This is a genomic window from Cupriavidus sp. 291-E7 (assembly GCF_057798835.1).
This window is the reverse complement of record NZ_JBYOJV010000001.1, coordinates 23,956-39,618: the sequence shown is the minus strand read 5'-3', so window position 1 is coordinate 39,618 and position 15,663 is coordinate 23,956. Positions and strand designations below refer to the sequence as shown.

Sequence of the window (15,663 nt, the reverse complement as noted above, 5' to 3'; positions counted from 1 at the left end):
TTCGATGGGCGGCAAAGGCGTACGATGCGTGTCATGGAACTCGATCCCGACACCTGCTACAAGGCCGTTGCCTCGCACGACCGGCGCTTCGACGGACGCTTCTTCGTAGGCGTGTCGTCGACCGGAGTGTACTGCCGGCCGATCTGTGCGGTGCGCACGCCGAAGCGCGAAAACTGCACGTTCTATGAATCAGCGGCTTCGGCGGAAAAGCATGGCTTCCGGCCCTGCCTGCGATGCCGCCCGGAACTGGCGCCCGGTCACGGGCTGGCGGACATTTCGGGCCGGCTGGCCCAGGCGGCGGCCACGCTGATCGATGAAGGATTCATGACCGGCGCGGGCGTGGCGCAGCTGGCCGCGCGCATTGGCGTGACGGAGCGTCACCTGAGACGGCTGTTCGATGCCGAGTTCGGCGTGTCCGTGCATGAATACGCGCAGACGCAAAAACTGTTGCTGGCCAAGCGCCTGCTCACGGACACCGATCTGCCAGTGATGCAGGTGGCGCTTGCCGCGGGTTTCGGCAGCGTGCGCCGCTTCAACGACGTGCTCAAGGACCGGTACGGTCTGACGCCGCTGGCCATGCGCAAGCGCGCGGCCGATGGCATGGCGGACCGGCTCGTGTTCGAACTGGGCTACCGGCCGCCGATGGCATGGTCGCAGTGGCTGCAGTTCCTGGCGGTACGGGCGGTCGACGGTATCGATCAATGCCAGGGCGGCATCTATACGCGCACGATGTCGATCGACGTCGGCAGCCATCGCTATCTGGGGTGGGTGCGCCTGGAGCATGTGCCGAAGCGGACCGTGGTCCGCGTGACGCTGTCCGGCTCGCTGGCGCAAGCCATTCCGCAGGCATTGGGCAAGGTACGCCGCCTGTGCGACCTGGGTTGTCGGCCCGATATCGTCGATGCGCACCTTGGCGAGCTGGCCGCGCAGGCACCGGGCATGCGTCTGCCGGGCACATTCGACGGCCTGGAGATTGCGGTGCGGGCCATCGTCGGGCAGGTGATTTCGGTGGTACAGGCGCGGCGCATCCTGGCGCGGCTCGTGCGAATCGCCGGTGAGCCGTTGCCGGAGGCGGCACTGGCCGGCGTGGTGCAGCCCATCGATGCGGCGCCGTTGACTCACGCATTTCCCACTGCCCAGGCACTGGCCGCGCTGCCGGATGCCGATTACCAGGCGGCGGGCGTGCCGATGGCCAAGGTCCGGGCGATTCGCGCCCTGGCGCGGCAGGTGGCATCGGGCGATATCCGGCTCGATCCCCATGCTGCGCCCGAAGACACCGTGGCGCGGCTCTGCGCGATCGAGGGCATTGGCGAATGGACCGCGCAGTACGTGGCCATGCGTGCGCTGGGCTGGCCTGATGCCTTCCCGGCCACCGACTACGCATTGCGCAAGGTGCTGGGTGTCACCACTGTGCGGGCGATGCAGGCAAAGACCGCGCACTGGGCGCCGTGGCGCGCCTATGCGGCGATCCATCTGTGGCATCGCTACGAAGCACTCAAGGAAGAACCGAAGGCGCAAGGCGCCGATATCGAGGAAGAGGCAGCATGAACAGCTATCAGATCATCGACAGCCCACTGGGCGATATCCTGCTGCGCGCGCAAGACGGCCTGCTGACAGGCGTGTTCTTCGCGGGGCAGAAATACTATCCCGCACAGGCCCGTGCCGTGGCACCGGAATCCGTGGCCGATGCGCGCGTCATGGCGCAGGCGGCGGACGAACTCGAAGCCTATTTTGACGGCAGGCTGCACGACTTCACTATTCCCATCCGGATTGCCGGCAGCGACTTCCAGCAGCGCATCTGGCAGGCGCTATGCGATATCGGCTTTGGCGAAACATCGACCTATGGCCAGCTTGCCGCCGGAATTGGCCTGCCGCCGAGCCACTCGCGCGCGGTTGGCGGGGCCGTGGGGCGCAATCCGCTTTCGATCGTCGTGCCATGCCACCGCATCGTGGGCGCGTCGGGCGACCTGACTGGCTACGCGGGCGGCGTGGATCGCAAGCGTGCGCTGCTAAGGCTGGAAGGCGCGTTGCCAGCCGGCAACCTGCCGAACGCCATAGCAGGGCAGGCAGCGTTGGCACTCAATTGAACGGTGCCGAGACTCTTCATCGCGATCGATACGCCGGCGGAATTGGCCGATGAATTGCTGCGGACACTGCCCGCGCATCACGATATTCGTCCCACCCCGGCGGCGCAGTTGCACCTGACGTTGCGCTTCCTGGGGGAACGGGACGAGCTGGCGGCGGCGGGGATAGCCGGGGCGTTGCGATCGGTCCTGATGCCGTCACTGGCCCTGCAGGTGCATGGCGTCGGCCGGTTTCGCGGCAGACAGGGCGCCATCCTCTGGGCCGGGCTGGCAGCGTCGCCGGCGCTGGTGGCGCTGTCCGACGCTATCAACACGGTGCTTGAGGCAGAGGGCATTGCGCCCGAGCATCGCCGCTTCTGGCCGCACCTTACGCTGGCGCGCTGCCGTCCCGGCACGCCCGAGCCGCTGCTGCGCGACTGGCTGGCGGCGTTTCACGGGCTGACGCTGCCTTCCTGGAATATCGCCGGTTTTGTGTTGTACGAGAGCTTTTTGGGCAGGGAGGGCGCCCGGCACGTGGCGCGTGACACCTATCGGCTTGTCACCCCAGATTGCTGACGCCAAGCGCCACGCCAAGCCCGCACAACGTGCCGCCGATCAGTCGATCCAGTAATCGCTGGCGGCGCAGCATCGCGGCGCGCAACGCCGGGGAGCCAAAGCACCAGGCAACGATGCCAAACCACACCAGGTGGGCCACCGACATGAACAGTCCATAGCCGAACTGTGCGGCCAGCGGCGTATGGGGACTGACCACCTGCGTGTACGTGCTGACCACGAACAGCGTGGTCTTCGGGTTCAGGGCATTGGTCAGGAAACCCATGCGCAGCGCCGCCGCACCCGAAATGGCCGGGGCGGCCCTCGTGTCGATCGTCAGCGGCTTGCGGTTGCGCAGGGTCTGCAGGCCAATCCAGATCAGGTAGACCGCTCCCATCAGCTTGATGGCGGACAGCAGCCCATGCGCGTGGGCAATCAGCAGCGACACCCCGAACATCGTATAGGCGACGTGCACCTGAACGCCCAGTGCGATGCCCAGCGCGCACAGCAGGCCGGTTCGGCGGCCGAACAGATAGCTGTTGCGCGTGACCATTGCGAAGTCGGGGCCAGGGCTGATGACGGCAAGCACGGTGATCGTGGCGACGGCGGCGAGTTCTGCGAGCGGGGTCATTTAAGGTCAGTTTTCGTTGCGGAAACGGATGGCGTTGGTAGCCAGCCATGACAATTCTGTCTCGCAGAAATGGGTACGCAAAGCGATTTATACTTGCGGAATTCCGATAGAAAAGCTGACTGATCGGCATGACTTCCATGCACTGGATGGGGTGGGTGCGCTTCTTCGAGGCGGCTGCGAGACACCAGAATTTCGCCCGCGCGGCGGAGGAACTGCATCTGACGCACGGCGCGATCAGTCGCCAGATCCGGCAGCTTGAAGACGCGCTGGGGGTGGCCTTGTTCGAACGGCGCAATCGCGCGGTTTTCCTGACCGAAGCCGGGCAAACACTGCATGCGGCGGCCACACAGTCGATGGAGCTGCTGGCCTCGGCCGCGGACAGGATTCGTGTGCCCGCGCCCAGTACGGCGCTGGTGCTGTCCTGCGAGCCAACCATCGCCATGCGCTGGCTGATTCCACGGCTGGGGCGGTTCACGGCGGTACATCCCGAGATTCCACTGCACCTGATGACGGCCGGCGGTCCGGTCGACTTTGCCGCGCAAGGTATCGATGTTGCGCTGCGGCGAAACGATTTTGCGTTCGACCCGCGCTGGCATACGAGCGAGCTTGCGCCGGAGCGTGTGGGACCGGTCTGCCGTCCCGACCAGTCAGCCACCGCATTGGCTGATGTAGTCAGGCTGCATACCCGCACGCGCCCCGACGCCTGGCAGCGGTGGGCGCGCAGCGCGGGTGTGGCGGTGCCGGGCGGCAAAGACGGCATGGGGGCGGGCCGGCAGGACGCCTGGTACGAGCACTTCTACCTGAGCCTGCAAGCCGCCGCGGCGGGCCTGGGCTGGGCCGTGGCGTCCGAATGGATGGCGGCCGATGAACTGGCCGATGGCCGGCTGACCGCGCCCAACGGGTTTGTGGCGGATGGCACGGCCTATCACCTGATATCGCCGGTGCCGTTTGCGCGGGACCCGCGCCGGCAGGCGCTTCTGAGCTGGCTGCGTGCCGAACTGGCACGGAAGCCGGGAGGGCCGCAAACTTTGTAACCGGCGGGGTCGAAAGCGTAGCGGAAGCTACCCCACCGAAGTCGGTTCCTAAAGTTACGTCGTATTTTGCCGAAGGCCAAAGGCATATGCTTGCGCCGCTATGGTGGCGCGCTTACCATGCGGCGCTGGCGCGCCGCGCGCCAACAGATCCATTGCGTCCCCCGCCCTGGCGTACTGCGGCGCAACCACTATTCGAAGTAGCGTATTCCATGAGTCTTCAAGATCCCCGCGGGCCGCATGCAGGCCAATCCTTGTCCCAGTTCGAGGGCGAGCCCGATGAGCGGGACTCGACGCAGTCGGATGAACGCTACCGGCTGACTCACAGTTCCCAGATCGGCACAGTGCTGCGCGACATGGCATGGCAGAAATGCCTGCTGAACGTACGTTCGCGGGGCGGCTCGGAGATCGTGACATCGATCCTGCATGTCGATCCGGCCAACAAGACTTTCATCTTCGACTGGTGCCGTGCCGATGCGGAGCGCCAGGCGCTGCTGGCATCGGAGCAGAACGCCTTTTCGGGGTTGCTGCGCGGTGTGCCGGTGAACTTCGTGGTGGGCACGCCCGGTGCCACTCGCTTCGAGGGCGGCCCGGCCTTTATCGCCGACTTCCCGGAAAAGCTCTATCACTTCCAGCGCCGCCGCCATTTCCGCGCGCGCACGCTGCTGACCAAGGGCTACCGCTGTGAGATCCAGTTGCCGGAATCGGCGGACAAGTCCGTTCTGCAGCTCGATATCGCCGACCTTTCGCTGTCGGGCGTCGGCCTGCGCTCGCGTGCCGTGGGCGCCGACCAGTTGCCGGTAGGAACCGTCATCAAGAAATGCCGGCTCGATTTTGCCGAACTGGGGCGCCTGGAGCTGGATATGCAGGTGGTGGGGCACTGGCTGGTCGGGTTTGACGACAACACCGTCCACCACTACGGCTGCGCCTTCCTGAATCCCGATGGGCGTATGGAAAACTTCCTGCAGCGCCTGGTGTTCCAGCTCGAACTGGCCCACCGGGGCTGAAAAATGCCGGGGCCATGCCCCGGCGTAGCCGTCAGCTGCCTACCAGCTTGCCAATTGCCACTGCCGCCTCGCGCATCGGGGCGAGCAGTCGCGCAACCATTTCCGATTCCGAAACCTTGTTGGCCTTCACGCTCACGCTGATGGCGGCCACCACCATGCCTGTCTGCGAGCGCACCGGTACGGCAATTGCGCGCAGGCCGGGTTCCAGTTCTTCGTCGATCAGCACATAGTCCAGCTCGCGCGCGCGCTGGAACGCTGCTTCCAGTTCTGGCCGCGATACCTTGGTCAGCAGCGTGCGCGGACGCAATTCGGCATGTTCGAAGAACGCTTCCAGCACCGCATCGGGCTGATGGGCCAGCAGCAGGCGGCCGGTGGACGTGCAATAGGCCGGTAGGCGGCTGCCCATGCCCAGCGCGTGAGTCAGTACGCGCTGCACTTCGGAGCGAACCAGGTACAGGATGTCGATGCCGTCGAGAATGGCCAGTGCCGATGTCTCGTGCACGCGGGCGCTCAGCGTGTCGAGAATCGGCTGTGCCGACGACACGAGCGAGGTCGACGAAAAGTAGGCGTGGCCCAGATGCAACACGCGGGGCCGCAGCGCAAAGTGTCCATCCTGCTGGCTCACATATCCCAATTGCTCAAGCGTATAGAGGCAGCGCCGCACCGACGCGCGCGACAGTTGCGTGCGCTGCGCCACCTGCGAGATGGTCAGCGGCCGCTTGCGCTCGGAAAACGCCTCCAGCACCGTCAGGCCGCGGGCCAGCGACAGCATGAAGTTCGGGTCCCCGGCAAAGCTGTTGAGGATGTCGGCCGGCGGGTGCGCGGCGCGGACCGTATCGGCCTGGGCCGGCTTCAGGTGGATGGGATTGGGGGCGTCCATGAATGGCCAATGCGCTGTTCGATAATCGCGCATCTTACCGCCGCGGCTGGCGGATTTCCGAACTTCGGGCAAAAAAATGTCGCCGATTGGGACGGCGACGGGGGAAGGGGGGGTGTCAGTCGAGACGGAGATCCCGGTGACATCGCCAAGTATAGAGAGCCCCATAGAGACATTAAATACAACTTAGGTGGGGTCCCGTCTGGCGCACTTCGCGGCCGCGGTCATGGTTTGCCCAGGAACAGGTAGAACGCGTATTGGCCGCCGGCCGCCCGCCCGTAGGCCAGATATAGCGGGCCGATGGGACTGTCCACGCCCAGGAACAGCGAGCCGGACTTCAGCAGCCCCGTCGGGCTGCCCGGAACGAGTGGGGCACCGACGCGCCCGACTTCCAGCGAGGCTCCCGCATAGACGCCTTCCAGCAGTGTCTGCTTGGCGAGCTTGTTGTAATAGACCAGCCGAGCAAACTGGATGTTGCCGCCAATCAGCTGACCCGTGCTGTACCCGGACTGTTGCAGAAAGCCGCCCCACTGGAACAGGTCGTAGCGGGGCAGCGCCGGGCCGCCCAGATTGGAGCCGGCACGGATGCCGAAGCTCAGCGTGTTGTTGCCGACCGAATAGGCGCCCGTGGCCGTGAATTCGCCTTTCGTGTACGTATCGGTGGCGCCCATGCCTGCCTGCGACGAGAAAATGTTCAGCGTTCCACCGTAGCCAAAGCGTGGAAAGTTGATGCTGTCGAGCTGGTCGAACAGCAGGCGGCCAGCGATGGCGCGTCGCTGCACTTCGCTCCCGGCGGCGGGTGCCAGTGATTTGGGCCCGGTGGACAGGGACAGGTGCTGCTGCCCGATCACCACGCCCAGCCGTGCTTCGCCATACTTTGTGAACTGGCTGCCGACGTCGAAGGCGAAGTCGGTGCGGCGCAAGTCGTATTCGGCAATCTTGTTGTCACCACTGAACACGTTGACCGGGCGTCTTTCCAGCTCGATGCGCGGTGCCACGAAGAACAGCTGGCGCGTATCGAGCGGTTGGTAGAACTCGCTGACCAAGCTCGAAGTCTGCCCAACCTGCACGTCGTTGCGCCATTCGGCGCCGAGCGCGTTCAGCCATGTGCGGCGGTAGCTCGTCAGCAGGTTGAAATAGGCGTTGCCGCGGAAGTCGGAGCTAAGGCCCAGCCCGAAGCGCAGATAGTCCGGTCCGTAGGTCTTTTCCACGGCATCCACGCCCAGCACGCGCTTGCCAGGCTCTTCCAGGAATCGATAGTTCACGTGTTCGAAGTCGCCGGTGCCGAACAGCCGCCGCATGTCGCGGTCCAGCGTGGCCTGCGTGATTGGCTCGCCGGGCTTGGTCTCCATCGTGGCCGCGGCGAAGTCCGGGTTCACGCGCTCAAGCTTTGAAAAGCGGATCTCGTCGACCGGGCGCAGGTCAGGAGGCGGCAGCGCGCGCTGGGCGGTGCGCAGCGCCGCATACTGGTCGGGCGGTATCGACAGCGCAGTCAGCCTGTCGGTCTCGCGGCGCGCCGCTGCTTCGCCAATCGGAATCGCTTTTGGCAGGTGGTTGAAGTCGCCCGCCGAGAAATCGCCGAGTGCCGGCTCGATCAGGATGTCGGTGGGTTTGAGCGACGCCAGCGATGTCCGCACGTTCTGCTCGGTCAGGATATTGAGCATCTGCCCCGTCACGCCGATCAGCGAGGTGAGTTCCTCGCGCTTCATAAGGGGTGTTCCAAGGTTGACCGCGATGACGATGTCCGCGCCCATTGTGCGCGCCACGTCCACGGGCAGGTTGTCGGTCAGGCCGCCGTCCACCAGCAGCTTGCCCTGGTACTCGGTCGGGGCCACGGCACCGGGCACCGACATGCTGGCGCGCATTACATTGGCCAGTTCGCCTTCGCTGAACACGACCGGCGTGCCGGCCACCAGGTCGGTGGCGACGGCGCGGTATGGAATGGGCAGCAGGTCGAAGTTGCGGTAGCCCGGCGCATTGGCCAGTTGCCGCAGCACGGTTTCCAGCTGCACGCCCGATACCACGCCCTTGGGTAATAGCAGGCCGTCGCTGCGTACCCCGATCTCGGGCGTGATCAGGTTGGTGTGGTCCTCTATCTTGCGGCGGATGGCCAGGTCTTGCCGCGGCGGCCGTTCCTTGAAGATCGCGTCGGTGGAGAGGCCGCCCACGAGCTTTTCCATATCGGGGGTGCTCATGCCGGCGGCATACGCGCCGCCGACCAGCGAACCCATGCTGGTACCGGCGATGCAGTCCACGGGCACGCGCAGCTCCTCCAGCACCTTCAATACGCCGATGTGTGCCGCGCCGCGCGCGCCGCCCCCGGACAGCACGAGACATATTTTCGGCCGTGCTGCCGGGTGGGGCGGCATGGATGGCTTGACGATGGAAGTGCCGGGCACGGCGGGACTCAATACCGGCGGGGCGGCAGGGGCGGGATTTGGCGGCGGCAATGGCTGCTGGCCCGCTTCGGTGGCCATGACGGTGGCGCAGGCCAGCGCGGCCGTCACGGCTGTGGCGGACCGACGCAATGCGGAAGTGATGCGCGTGGCAGTAACCATGACAAGAGACATTCCGCCGTGTACCGGCTTTTTGGCGCAACCACACTAGCAGCAAGCGTCAGGCACGGCACAGCACCCTCGAAACAATTCAATATGGGTTTGGATTCCTGCATATCAGGGATTGCCGTCGCATGCATTGGACCAAAGACCCTGAGCCCGTGGCCGGAGCCGTATTTCGCAGGCGGCATATACTGGCGCGGTTTCGTTTTCTTCCTGCATTGCCGTGTCCGCCGAGTCCTTTCCGTTGCCCGATGACCCCAAGCCACAGCCGCCCGAGCGCCCCGGCGACAACGAGTGCTGCCAGAGCGGCTGCGATCCGTGCGTGTTCGACTTCTACAACGACGAGATGGATCGCTACCGCCAGGAACTGAAGGCCTGGGAAGCCCGCCAGGTCGGCCGCGTCAAGGTGGACCCGTGAGCGACATCACGGCGCTGACCGGCTTCGCCGAACGCCATCAGCGGCTGTTCGTGCTGACCGGGGCGGGCATCAGCACCGACTCGGGCATCCCCGGCTATCGTGACGAGCAGGGCCGCTGGCAACGCTCGGCGCCGATGACGATCACGGCGTTCCTGAGCGGCCCCGCCGCGCGCCAACGCTATTGGGCGCGCAGCATGGTTGGCTGGCCCGCGGCAGACGCGGCGCAGCCGAACATCAGCCACAGGGTGGTGGCGCGGCTGGGCGATGCCGGCCGGGTGGCGGCACTGGTTACCCAGAATGTGGATGGCCTGCACCAGCGCGCGGGCAGCCGCGATGTGATCGAGCTGCATGGCAGCATCGGACAGGTGATCTGCCTGTCGTGCGCCACGCGCTATCGGCGCCAGGACATCCAGCGCTGGCTCTGGCTGCATAACCCCTCGTTCCGCGACATCTCGGCGTTGCCCGCCGCCGATGGCGACGCGCATCTGGAATCGCCCCTGTTCGACGACTTCGCCGTGCCGGACTGCGAACGCTGCAGCGGCGTGCTCAAACCCGATGTGGTGTTCTTCGGCGAATCGGTGCCGCGCGAGCGCGTGGATGCCGGTCGGCAGGCACTGGATGCCGCTGACGGGGTATTGGTCATCGGTTCGTCGCTGACCGTGTTTTCCGGCTACCGGTTCTGCCTGTGGGCCGCGGAGCGCGGCGTGCCGATCGCGGCGCTCAACCTGGGCACAACGCGCGCCGATCCGCTGCTGACGCTCAAGGTGTCGGCGCCGATCGGGCCAACGCTGGCGGCGCTGGGCAATGCCCTCGGCCTGGATGTCGCCGACGCCGGTTGACCGCGGCGAACGACGCGGCTAGCATCTGTGCGTTGCCGGTGCAGCGGATTGCGCCGGCATATTTCGAATCATCCTCACACCATGACGCTCCGAGCCATCGCTTTCGCCACTGCTGCTGTCGCCGCCGATCCCTGCGGCCTGCCAGCGCGCGAGCGCGGTTTGCTTGGCGCGGGTCCTGTGGCGCCTCCCTCCATCGCGCCTCCCACGGCGCCCCCGATGGCGCCCCCACGCGGCTGACTGCCGCTGTTCTTATCCCCGGTTTGACCGACTGATGTCGTGCTGATGCGTGCCGCGTGAGCACGCGCCGGGGTCTGCGTGGTTTTCAACAGGACAACTCATGACTTCCCAAAAGAATGCCGTGGCGGCAGATGCCGTCATGCGCACGCGCGCGAGCCTTCTGGCTACCTATGGCGCTACCCCGCTGTTTGTACTGCTGTGGAGCGGCGGCGCGATCTTCAGCCGCTGGGGCCTGGCGCATGCGTCGCCGTTTGCCTTTCTCACATTGCGATTCCTGATCGCGCTTTCGGTGCTCACCGCGCTGGGGATACTGCGCCGGCGACTCCTGCCGGCACCCGGAACACGCTGGCGGGTGGCGCTGGCCGGTGCATTGATGATTGGCGGCTACTCGATCTGTTACCTGCTGGCCCTCGATCACGGTATGACACCGGGTGTGCTGGCGACAGTGCTGGGCGTGCAGCCCATCCTGACGCTGCTCTGGGCCGAACGTCGCGTTTCGCTGACACGCCTGGGCGGGCTGGTGCTGGCGCTGGCCGGGCTGGTCACGATCGTTGCCGACAGTCTGCTTGCCGCTCGGTTATCGGCGGGCGGATGGCTTTGCGCGCTGGGCGCGCTGGCCTGCATTACGACGGGGGCGGTCTGGCAGAAGGGTGTGAAACAGGCGCCCGTTGAAGTGCTGCCGTTGCAATATGCCGTGGCGCTGGGGATGTGCCTGGCGTGTCTGCCGTTCCAGTCATTCCGCTTCGAGCACGCCGCGGGCTTCTACGTGCCGCTGCTCTGGATGGGTATCGTGATCTCGGTAGTGGCGACGCTGCTGTTCTACCGCTTGATCCAGCGCGGCGATCTCGTCAACGTCACGAGCCTGTTCTACCTCGTGCCCCCGGCCACCGTGCTGCTTGATTACCTGTTCCTGGGCAACCGGCCCGCGCCGCTGGCACTGGTCGGCATGGTAGCCATACCGGCGGGGCTGGCGCTGGTGTTCCGGCCCGCGCGCTAGCGCAGGTCGAGCTTCACGCTGATGCCGTCGGGCTTCACGGTGATGGCGCCGGGCTGTACGTCGCGGCCGTTGAAGCGCAGTTCCTCGGGCTTGAACGTATGCAGCGGATAGTCCTTGAGCAACTGTTCGGCCACCACGGCGCCGATGGCATTGAGCTGCTGTGTGTACTGGGCCATGCCCTGCACCTGTACATCCTGCACGGTGGGGTTGTCGAGCAGCACCGCGCGTTGCGTGGTGTCGTACTTCACGCCGCTGTTGAGCGACATCGTGCCGTTGACCGGCGGTGATGGAATGATGGTGTTGGTCACCGCCGCGTCCACCTGCGTGGTGACGCGGTTGGTGGCTTCATCGAGCACCAGCCGCGGGCGCGATAGCTGCACGCTGACCAGCTCGCCGTAGCGCAGCGTGGTGGGAAAGCGCTTGTCCACGGCGCTCTGGAGTTCCGCCTTGGTGAACGTGTATTCGCCGGTCCAGATGTTGTAGCCGGCCTGGGCGGTGCCAGTGGCGGCAATGGCGCCAGCAACGACGATGGCTGCTGCCAGGAGCCGCGAGGTGCGGCGGGTGGGCGTGGCGGTCAGGAACATGGGTGCGGAACGGACTGTCGATAGCCGGTCTGACCCGGTCACTGCGCTGATCGTTCCGGAAAGTGATGCGCGCGCTTCAATAGTGCGGCGGAATTTCGTGCTCAGGATTGGTCTCGGCCGCCATTGGCGCGGCGGCGCGCACCTGTTGGTACAGCACGCGGAACTGGGCCTGCAGCAGGTCGATCTGTTGCTGCTGGCGGGCGACGGTCAGGTTGAGCGTGTCGATCAGGTCCTCCTGGAAGGCGACCTTCACTTCCAGATCGGTCAGGCGGGATTCCATTAGCGATTCTCCGGTTGGGCGCGGCGCATTGTACGGGATGCTACCCGGCGCCCAGCCGGAGGCGCGTGGATCAGCGCGTCATTCCTTCGGTGCCACCAGCACCATCCAGGTGATGCCGAACTTGTCGGCCACCATGCCAAACCGCTCGCTGAAGAACGTCGGCGCGGCCGGCATTGCCACCTGGCCGCCCTGGGACAGCGCGCCGATGGTCTTGTCCACTTCGGCGCCGCTGCCCACGGTGATCGACAGTGCAAAGCCCTTGAATTCGGCGTTGCCCTTGTTTTCGCCGTCGGAACCCATGATCGTGGTGTCGCCGACCTGCAGAGCCATATGCATGACTTTTTCGCCGCTGCCAGGCGCCGGGCCGCAGCCGGGGCCGGCATCGGGCGGTGCGTCCTTGAAGCGCATCAGCGCTTCCACCTTCGCGCCAATGGCGGTCTTGTAGAACTCGGCCGCTTCCTCTGCGCGACCGTCGAAGAACAGGTAAGACTGGACTTTCGAAGACATCGACATCTCCTGCTGGGTTGGGTCCGGCGGGCCGGAACATTGTGCGGATGCGGCGCTTGTGTACGCCGTCCACAAAAGCCTAGTCGACGGTCTGGACAATGTCCACATTTATTTTGGCGCGGCCTGCGTTTGGCGCTGACGCCGTGCCATGTCACAATTCAAGGTTACGAGTTTCGGGCGCCGGACCGGCTCGCCGCATGATCCAATCGTGCGGGGGCGCCCCAAGAGCCGACAAATTCACCTGGTTTTCTGGCGATGACTACCATCCTGCAGCACATTCCTTCCGGCCAGCGCGTCGGTATCGCATTCTCGGGCGGCCTGGACACCAGCGCCGCGCTCCTCTGGATGCGTCAGAAGGGCGCCATTCCCTACGCCTACACCGCCAACCTGGGCCAGCCGGACGAGCCGGACTACGACGACATCCCCCGCCGTGCGATGGCCTACGGCGCCGAAGCCGCCCGCCTGGTGGACTGCCGCACCCAGCTGGTGGCCGAAGGCATCGCCGCGCTGCAGTGCGGCGCGTTCCACATCTCCACCGCTGGCGTGACGTACTTCAACACCACGCCGATCGGCCGTGCCGTGACCGGTACCATGCTGGTGGCCGCGATGAAGGAAGACGGCGTCAACATCTGGGGCGACGGCAGCACGTTCAAGGGCAACGACATCGAGCGTTTCTACCGCTACGGCCTGCTGACCAACCCCGGTCTGCAGATCTACAAGCCGTGGCTGGACCAGCAGTTCATCGACGAACTGGGCGGCCGTACGGAAATGTCCGAGTTCATGCGCCAGAACGGCCATGACTACAAGATGTCGACGGAAAAGGCTTACTCGACCGATTCGAACATGCTTGGCGCCACGCACGAGGCCAAGGACCTGGAGCACCTGAACTCGGGCATCCGCATCGTCCAGCCGATCATGGGCGTGCAGTTCTGGCGCGACGAGGTGGAAGTGAAGCGCGAGGAAGTGACCGTGCGTTTCGAAGAAGGCCAGCCGGTGGCGCTGAACGGCAAGACGTTCGCCAACGCCGTGGACCTGTTCATGGAAGCCAATGTCATCGGTGGCCGTCACGGCCTGGGCATGAGCGACCAGATCGAGAACCGCATCATCGAAGCCAAGAGCCGTGGCATCTACGAAGCCCCGGGCCTGGCGCTGCTGTTCATCGCCTACGAGCGTCTGATCACCGGCATCCACAACGAAGACACGATCGAGCAGTACCGTGACAATGGCCGCCGCCTGGGCCGCCTGCTGTACCAGGGCCGCTGGTTCGACCCGCAGGCTATCATGCTGCGCGAAACCGCCCAGCGCTGGGTGGCTGGTGCCATCACCGGCGAAGTGACCATCGAACTGCGCCGTGGCAACGACTACTCGATCCTGAACACCACCTCGCCGAACCTGACGTACAAGCCCGAGCGCCTGACGATGGAAAAGGGCGAGTCGATGTTCACGCCGCTGGACCGCATCGGCCAGCTGACGATGCGTACGCTCGACATCGTCGACACGCGCGAGAAGCTGCAGACGTATGCCAAGACCGGCCTGCTGTCGACGCAGACCAGCGCGGCACTGCCGAAGCTCGAAGACTGAGCCAGCGCGGCACGCTGAAACAGCAAAAACCGGCACGAGTGATCGTGCCGGTTTTTTTTCGCCCGGAGCCGGCGCGCCGGATCGATGGCTGCTGCCAGCGCCGCATAGCCCCGATTGCCCGGCCGCCGGCGTCGCCCGGTTCCGGGCCGGTTTCTCCGCGGGCCCTGCACGCTGCGCCGCAACGCGGCACAATGCGCATTGCCGGCCGACGAGGCCGGCTGTCATTTTTTGCTTCGGCTTCGTTTATCGGGGAACCACGCCATGACAGATTTCACCATGCAATACCGCCGCCTGGGCGCCAGCAACCTGAACGTATCCACCCTGTGCCTTGGCACGATGATGTTCGGCGACCAGACCGACGAAGCGGAAGCTGGCCGTATCGTCGCCAGCGCCCGCGAGCATGGCGTCAATTTCATCGATACGGCGGACGTGTACACCAAGGGCGCGTCGGAATCGATGGTCGGCCGTCTGCTGCAGGGTCAGCGCCATGACTGGGTGCTGGCAACCAAGCTCGGCAATGGCATGGGCAGCGGCCCGAACCAGCAGAACTACTCGCGAACCTGGATCATGCGCGAAGTGGAAGACAGCCTGCGCCGCCTGGCCACCGATTTCGTCGACGTCCTTTACCTGCACCGCGACTTCGCCGGCGCGAACCTGGAAGAGCCGGTACGCGCGATGGGGGACCTGATCCGCGCGGGCAAGATCCGCTACTGGGCCGTGTCGAACTTCCGCGGCTGGCGCATCGCCGAGATCGCCGCGCTGTGTGACAAGCTCGGCGTGCCGCGTCCGGTGGCATGCCAGCCGTACTACAACCTGCTGAACCGCATGCCGGAAGTGGAAATCCTGCCCGCGTGCCAGCACTTTGGCCTGGGCGTGGTGCCCTACAGCCCGATCGCGCGCGGGGTGCTGACGGGCAAGTACCTGCCGGGCCAGACACCGCAGGCGGACTCTCGCGCCGGGCGTGCCGACAAGCGCATGATGGAAACCGAGTTCCGCGAAGAATCGCTCGTCATTGCGCAAAAGCTGAAGGCGCATGCCGAAGGGCGCGGCCTGACGCCGGGCCAGTTTGCCACCGCCTGGGTGCTGGCCAATCCGATCATCAGCTCGGTCATTGCGGGGCCGCGCACGCTGGCGCAATTCGAGGACTATTTTGGTGCAGTCGGCGCGGCCATTTCGGCGCAGGAAGAGTCAATGATCGACGACCTCGTGCCGCGCGGGCATGCATCGACGCACGGCTATAACGATCCGAACTATCCGTTCGGCGGACGTCCGGTGGCGTCCGCTTGAGTTGCCGCGCGCAGGCATGCGCACGTAAGTATGACAACGGCAGCAGGCATTTCGTCCGCGAAATACAAAGGCGGGTGTGATGCCCAAGCTGCCTGTTGCGCGGCTCGCACGGTGCCGCGTTTGAATGCGTGCGCAGGCCAACTTCCATCGCACATTCCGCAGCCGATCCGCGTAATATAAAAGTACGCGGTGACTCCCGGATGAGAGTCATGTG

The 15,663-nt window shown here is 65.4% G+C and carries 16 protein-coding genes; 10 read left to right on the top strand and 6 right to left on the bottom strand.

Annotated features, from left to right (window positions below; all coding sequences use genetic code 11):
* Nucleotides 1-33 precede the first annotated feature (33 nt).
* Genes AC3FLX_RS00180 through thpR form a run of 3 tightly spaced genes read left to right on the top strand, consistent with a single transcriptional unit; the run spans nt 34 to nt 2,639 of the window.
* Nucleotides 34-1,548, top strand: coding sequence for an AlkA N-terminal domain-containing protein (locus AC3FLX_RS00180; protein ID WP_488692984.1), 1,515 nt, complete (start codon nt 34-36; stop codon nt 1,546-1,548).
* Nucleotides 1,545-2,087 (top strand): methylated-DNA--[protein]-cysteine S-methyltransferase, encoded by a 543-nt coding sequence (locus AC3FLX_RS00175; protein ID WP_488692983.1) that lies wholly within the window; start codon nt 1,545-1,547, stop codon nt 2,085-2,087. Before AC3FLX_RS00180 ends, AC3FLX_RS00175 begins: the two co-directional genes overlap by 4 nt.
* A gap of 3 nt (nt 2,088-2,090) precedes the next feature.
* A complete protein-coding gene (gene thpR, locus AC3FLX_RS00170; protein WP_488692982.1) occupies nt 2,091-2,639 on the top strand; it encodes an RNA 2',3'-cyclic phosphodiesterase in 549 nt (182 codons plus the stop codon).
* Here the strand turns inward: thpR and AC3FLX_RS00165 are convergent.
* A complete protein-coding gene (locus AC3FLX_RS00165; protein WP_488692981.1) occupies nt 2,623-3,246 on the bottom strand; it encodes a LysE family translocator in 624 nt (207 codons plus the stop codon). The genes thpR and AC3FLX_RS00165 overlap by 17 nt on opposite strands.
* Before the next feature lie 137 nt (nt 3,247-3,383).
* Here AC3FLX_RS00165 and AC3FLX_RS00160 point away from each other — a divergent pair, with 137 nt between their 5' ends.
* Both AC3FLX_RS00160 and AC3FLX_RS00155 read left to right on the top strand, forming a co-directional pair.
* Nucleotides 3,384-4,280, top strand: a complete 897-nt coding sequence (locus AC3FLX_RS00160) for a LysR substrate-binding domain-containing protein (RefSeq protein ID WP_488693662.1) — start codon at nt 3,384-3,386, stop codon at nt 4,278-4,280.
* Nucleotides 4,281-4,489: 209 nt separating this feature from the next.
* Nucleotides 4,490-5,284: a flagellar brake protein gene (locus AC3FLX_RS00155; protein WP_488692980.1), complete on the top strand. Its 795-nt coding sequence runs from the start codon at nt 4,490-4,492 to the stop codon at nt 5,282-5,284.
* A gap of 31 nt (nt 5,285-5,315) precedes the next feature.
* On the opposite strand, the gene AC3FLX_RS00150 is transcribed toward AC3FLX_RS00155, so the two are convergent.
* The gene (locus AC3FLX_RS00150; protein ID WP_488692979.1) at nt 5,316-6,164 is read right to left on the bottom strand and encodes an IclR family transcriptional regulator domain-containing protein; all 849 of its coding nucleotides are present in this window, start codon (nt 6,162-6,164) and stop codon (nt 5,316-5,318) included.
* Nucleotides 6,165-6,385: 221 nt separating this feature from the next.
* Nucleotides 6,386-8,719, bottom strand: coding sequence for a patatin-like phospholipase family protein (locus AC3FLX_RS00145; protein ID WP_488692978.1), 2,334 nt, complete (start codon nt 8,717-8,719; stop codon nt 6,386-6,388).
* A gap of 223 nt (nt 8,720-8,942) precedes the next feature.
* Here AC3FLX_RS00145 and AC3FLX_RS00140 point away from each other — a divergent pair, with 223 nt between their 5' ends.
* The 3 genes from AC3FLX_RS00140 to AC3FLX_RS00130 all read left to right on the top strand — a co-directional run bounded on the left by AC3FLX_RS00140 (nt 8,943) and on the right by AC3FLX_RS00130 (nt 11,210).
* Nucleotides 8,943-9,137, top strand: a complete 195-nt coding sequence (locus AC3FLX_RS00140) for an oxidoreductase-like domain-containing protein (RefSeq protein ID WP_488692977.1) — start codon at nt 8,943-8,945, stop codon at nt 9,135-9,137.
* A complete protein-coding gene (locus AC3FLX_RS00135; protein ID WP_488692976.1) occupies nt 9,134-9,976 on the top strand; it encodes an NAD-dependent protein deacetylase in 843 nt (280 codons plus the stop codon). The genes AC3FLX_RS00140 and AC3FLX_RS00135 overlap by 4 nt, the downstream gene beginning before the upstream one ends.
* A 376-nt stretch (nt 9,977-10,352) precedes the next feature.
* Complete coding sequence (locus tag AC3FLX_RS00130; protein ID WP_488693660.1) at nt 10,353-11,210, top strand: DMT family transporter; 858 nt, start codon at nt 10,353-10,355, stop codon at nt 11,208-11,210.
* On the opposite strand, the gene AC3FLX_RS00125 is transcribed toward AC3FLX_RS00130, so the two are convergent.
* The 3 genes from AC3FLX_RS00125 to AC3FLX_RS00115 form a co-directional block, all read right to left on the bottom strand.
* Nucleotides 11,207-11,794, bottom strand: coding sequence for a DUF1439 domain-containing protein (locus tag AC3FLX_RS00125; RefSeq protein WP_488692975.1), 588 nt, complete (start codon nt 11,792-11,794; stop codon nt 11,207-11,209). The two genes, AC3FLX_RS00130 and AC3FLX_RS00125, sit on opposite strands and share 4 nt — an antisense overlap.
* Nucleotides 11,795-11,870: 76 nt before the next feature.
* Nucleotides 11,871-12,074 carry a SlyX family protein gene (locus tag AC3FLX_RS00120; protein ID WP_488692974.1) on the bottom strand — a complete coding sequence of 68 codons (204 nt, stop codon included), beginning with the start codon at nt 12,072-12,074 and terminating at the stop codon, nt 11,871-11,873.
* 78 nt (nt 12,075-12,152) lie between these two features.
* Nucleotides 12,153-12,581, bottom strand: coding sequence for a VOC family protein (locus AC3FLX_RS00115; RefSeq protein WP_488692973.1), 429 nt, complete (start codon nt 12,579-12,581; stop codon nt 12,153-12,155).
* A gap of 255 nt (nt 12,582-12,836) precedes the next feature.
* On the opposite strand from AC3FLX_RS00115, the gene argG reads away from it, so the two are divergent.
* Both argG and AC3FLX_RS00105 read left to right on the top strand, forming a co-directional pair.
* Nucleotides 12,837-14,162 carry an argininosuccinate synthase gene (argG, locus tag AC3FLX_RS00110; RefSeq protein WP_488692972.1) on the top strand — a complete coding sequence of 442 codons (1,326 nt, stop codon included), beginning with the start codon at nt 12,837-12,839 and terminating at the stop codon, nt 14,160-14,162.
* A gap of 261 nt (nt 14,163-14,423) precedes the next feature.
* A complete protein-coding gene (locus AC3FLX_RS00105; protein WP_488692971.1) occupies nt 14,424-15,449 on the top strand; it encodes an aldo/keto reductase in 1,026 nt (341 codons plus the stop codon).
* Nucleotides 15,450-15,663: the final 214 nt, after the last annotated feature.

Excerpts from the sequence above, each read along its gene's own strand:
- AC3FLX_RS00180 (WP_488692984.1), top strand. The coding sequence starts at position 34 with ATGGAACTCGATCCCGACACCTGCTACAAGGCCGTTGCCTCGCACGAC.
- AC3FLX_RS00175 (WP_488692983.1), top strand. The coding sequence starts at position 1,545 with ATGAACAGCTATCAGATCATCGACAGCCCACTGGGCGATATCCTGCTG.
- AC3FLX_RS00165 (WP_488692981.1), bottom strand. The coding sequence starts at position 3,246 with ATGACCCCGCTCGCAGAACTCGCCGCCGTCGCCACGATCACCGTGCTT.
- AC3FLX_RS00160 (WP_488693662.1), top strand. The coding sequence starts at position 3,384 with ATGCACTGGATGGGGTGGGTGCGCTTCTTCGAGGCGGCTGCGAGACAC.
- AC3FLX_RS00155 (WP_488692980.1), top strand. The coding sequence starts at position 4,490 with ATGAGTCTTCAAGATCCCCGCGGGCCGCATGCAGGCCAATCCTTGTCC.
- AC3FLX_RS00150 (WP_488692979.1), bottom strand. The coding sequence starts at position 6,164 with ATGGACGCCCCCAATCCCATCCACCTGAAGCCGGCCCAGGCCGATACG.
- AC3FLX_RS00145 (WP_488692978.1), bottom strand. The coding sequence starts at position 8,719 with ATGGTTACTGCCACGCGCATCACTTCCGCATTGCGTCGGTCCGCCACA.
- AC3FLX_RS00130 (WP_488693660.1), top strand. The coding sequence starts at position 10,353 with ATGCGCACGCGCGCGAGCCTTCTGGCTACCTATGGCGCTACCCCGCTG.
- AC3FLX_RS00125 (WP_488692975.1), bottom strand. The coding sequence starts at position 11,794 with ATGTTCCTGACCGCCACGCCCACCCGCCGCACCTCGCGGCTCCTGGCA.
- AC3FLX_RS00120 (WP_488692974.1), bottom strand. The coding sequence starts at position 12,074 with ATGGAATCCCGCCTGACCGATCTGGAAGTGAAGGTCGCCTTCCAGGAG.
- AC3FLX_RS00115 (WP_488692973.1), bottom strand. The coding sequence starts at position 12,581 with ATGTCTTCGAAAGTCCAGTCTTACCTGTTCTTCGACGGTCGCGCAGAG.
- argG (WP_488692972.1), top strand. The coding sequence starts at position 12,837 with ATGACTACCATCCTGCAGCACATTCCTTCCGGCCAGCGCGTCGGTATC.
- AC3FLX_RS00105 (WP_488692971.1), top strand. The coding sequence starts at position 14,424 with ATGACAGATTTCACCATGCAATACCGCCGCCTGGGCGCCAGCAACCTG.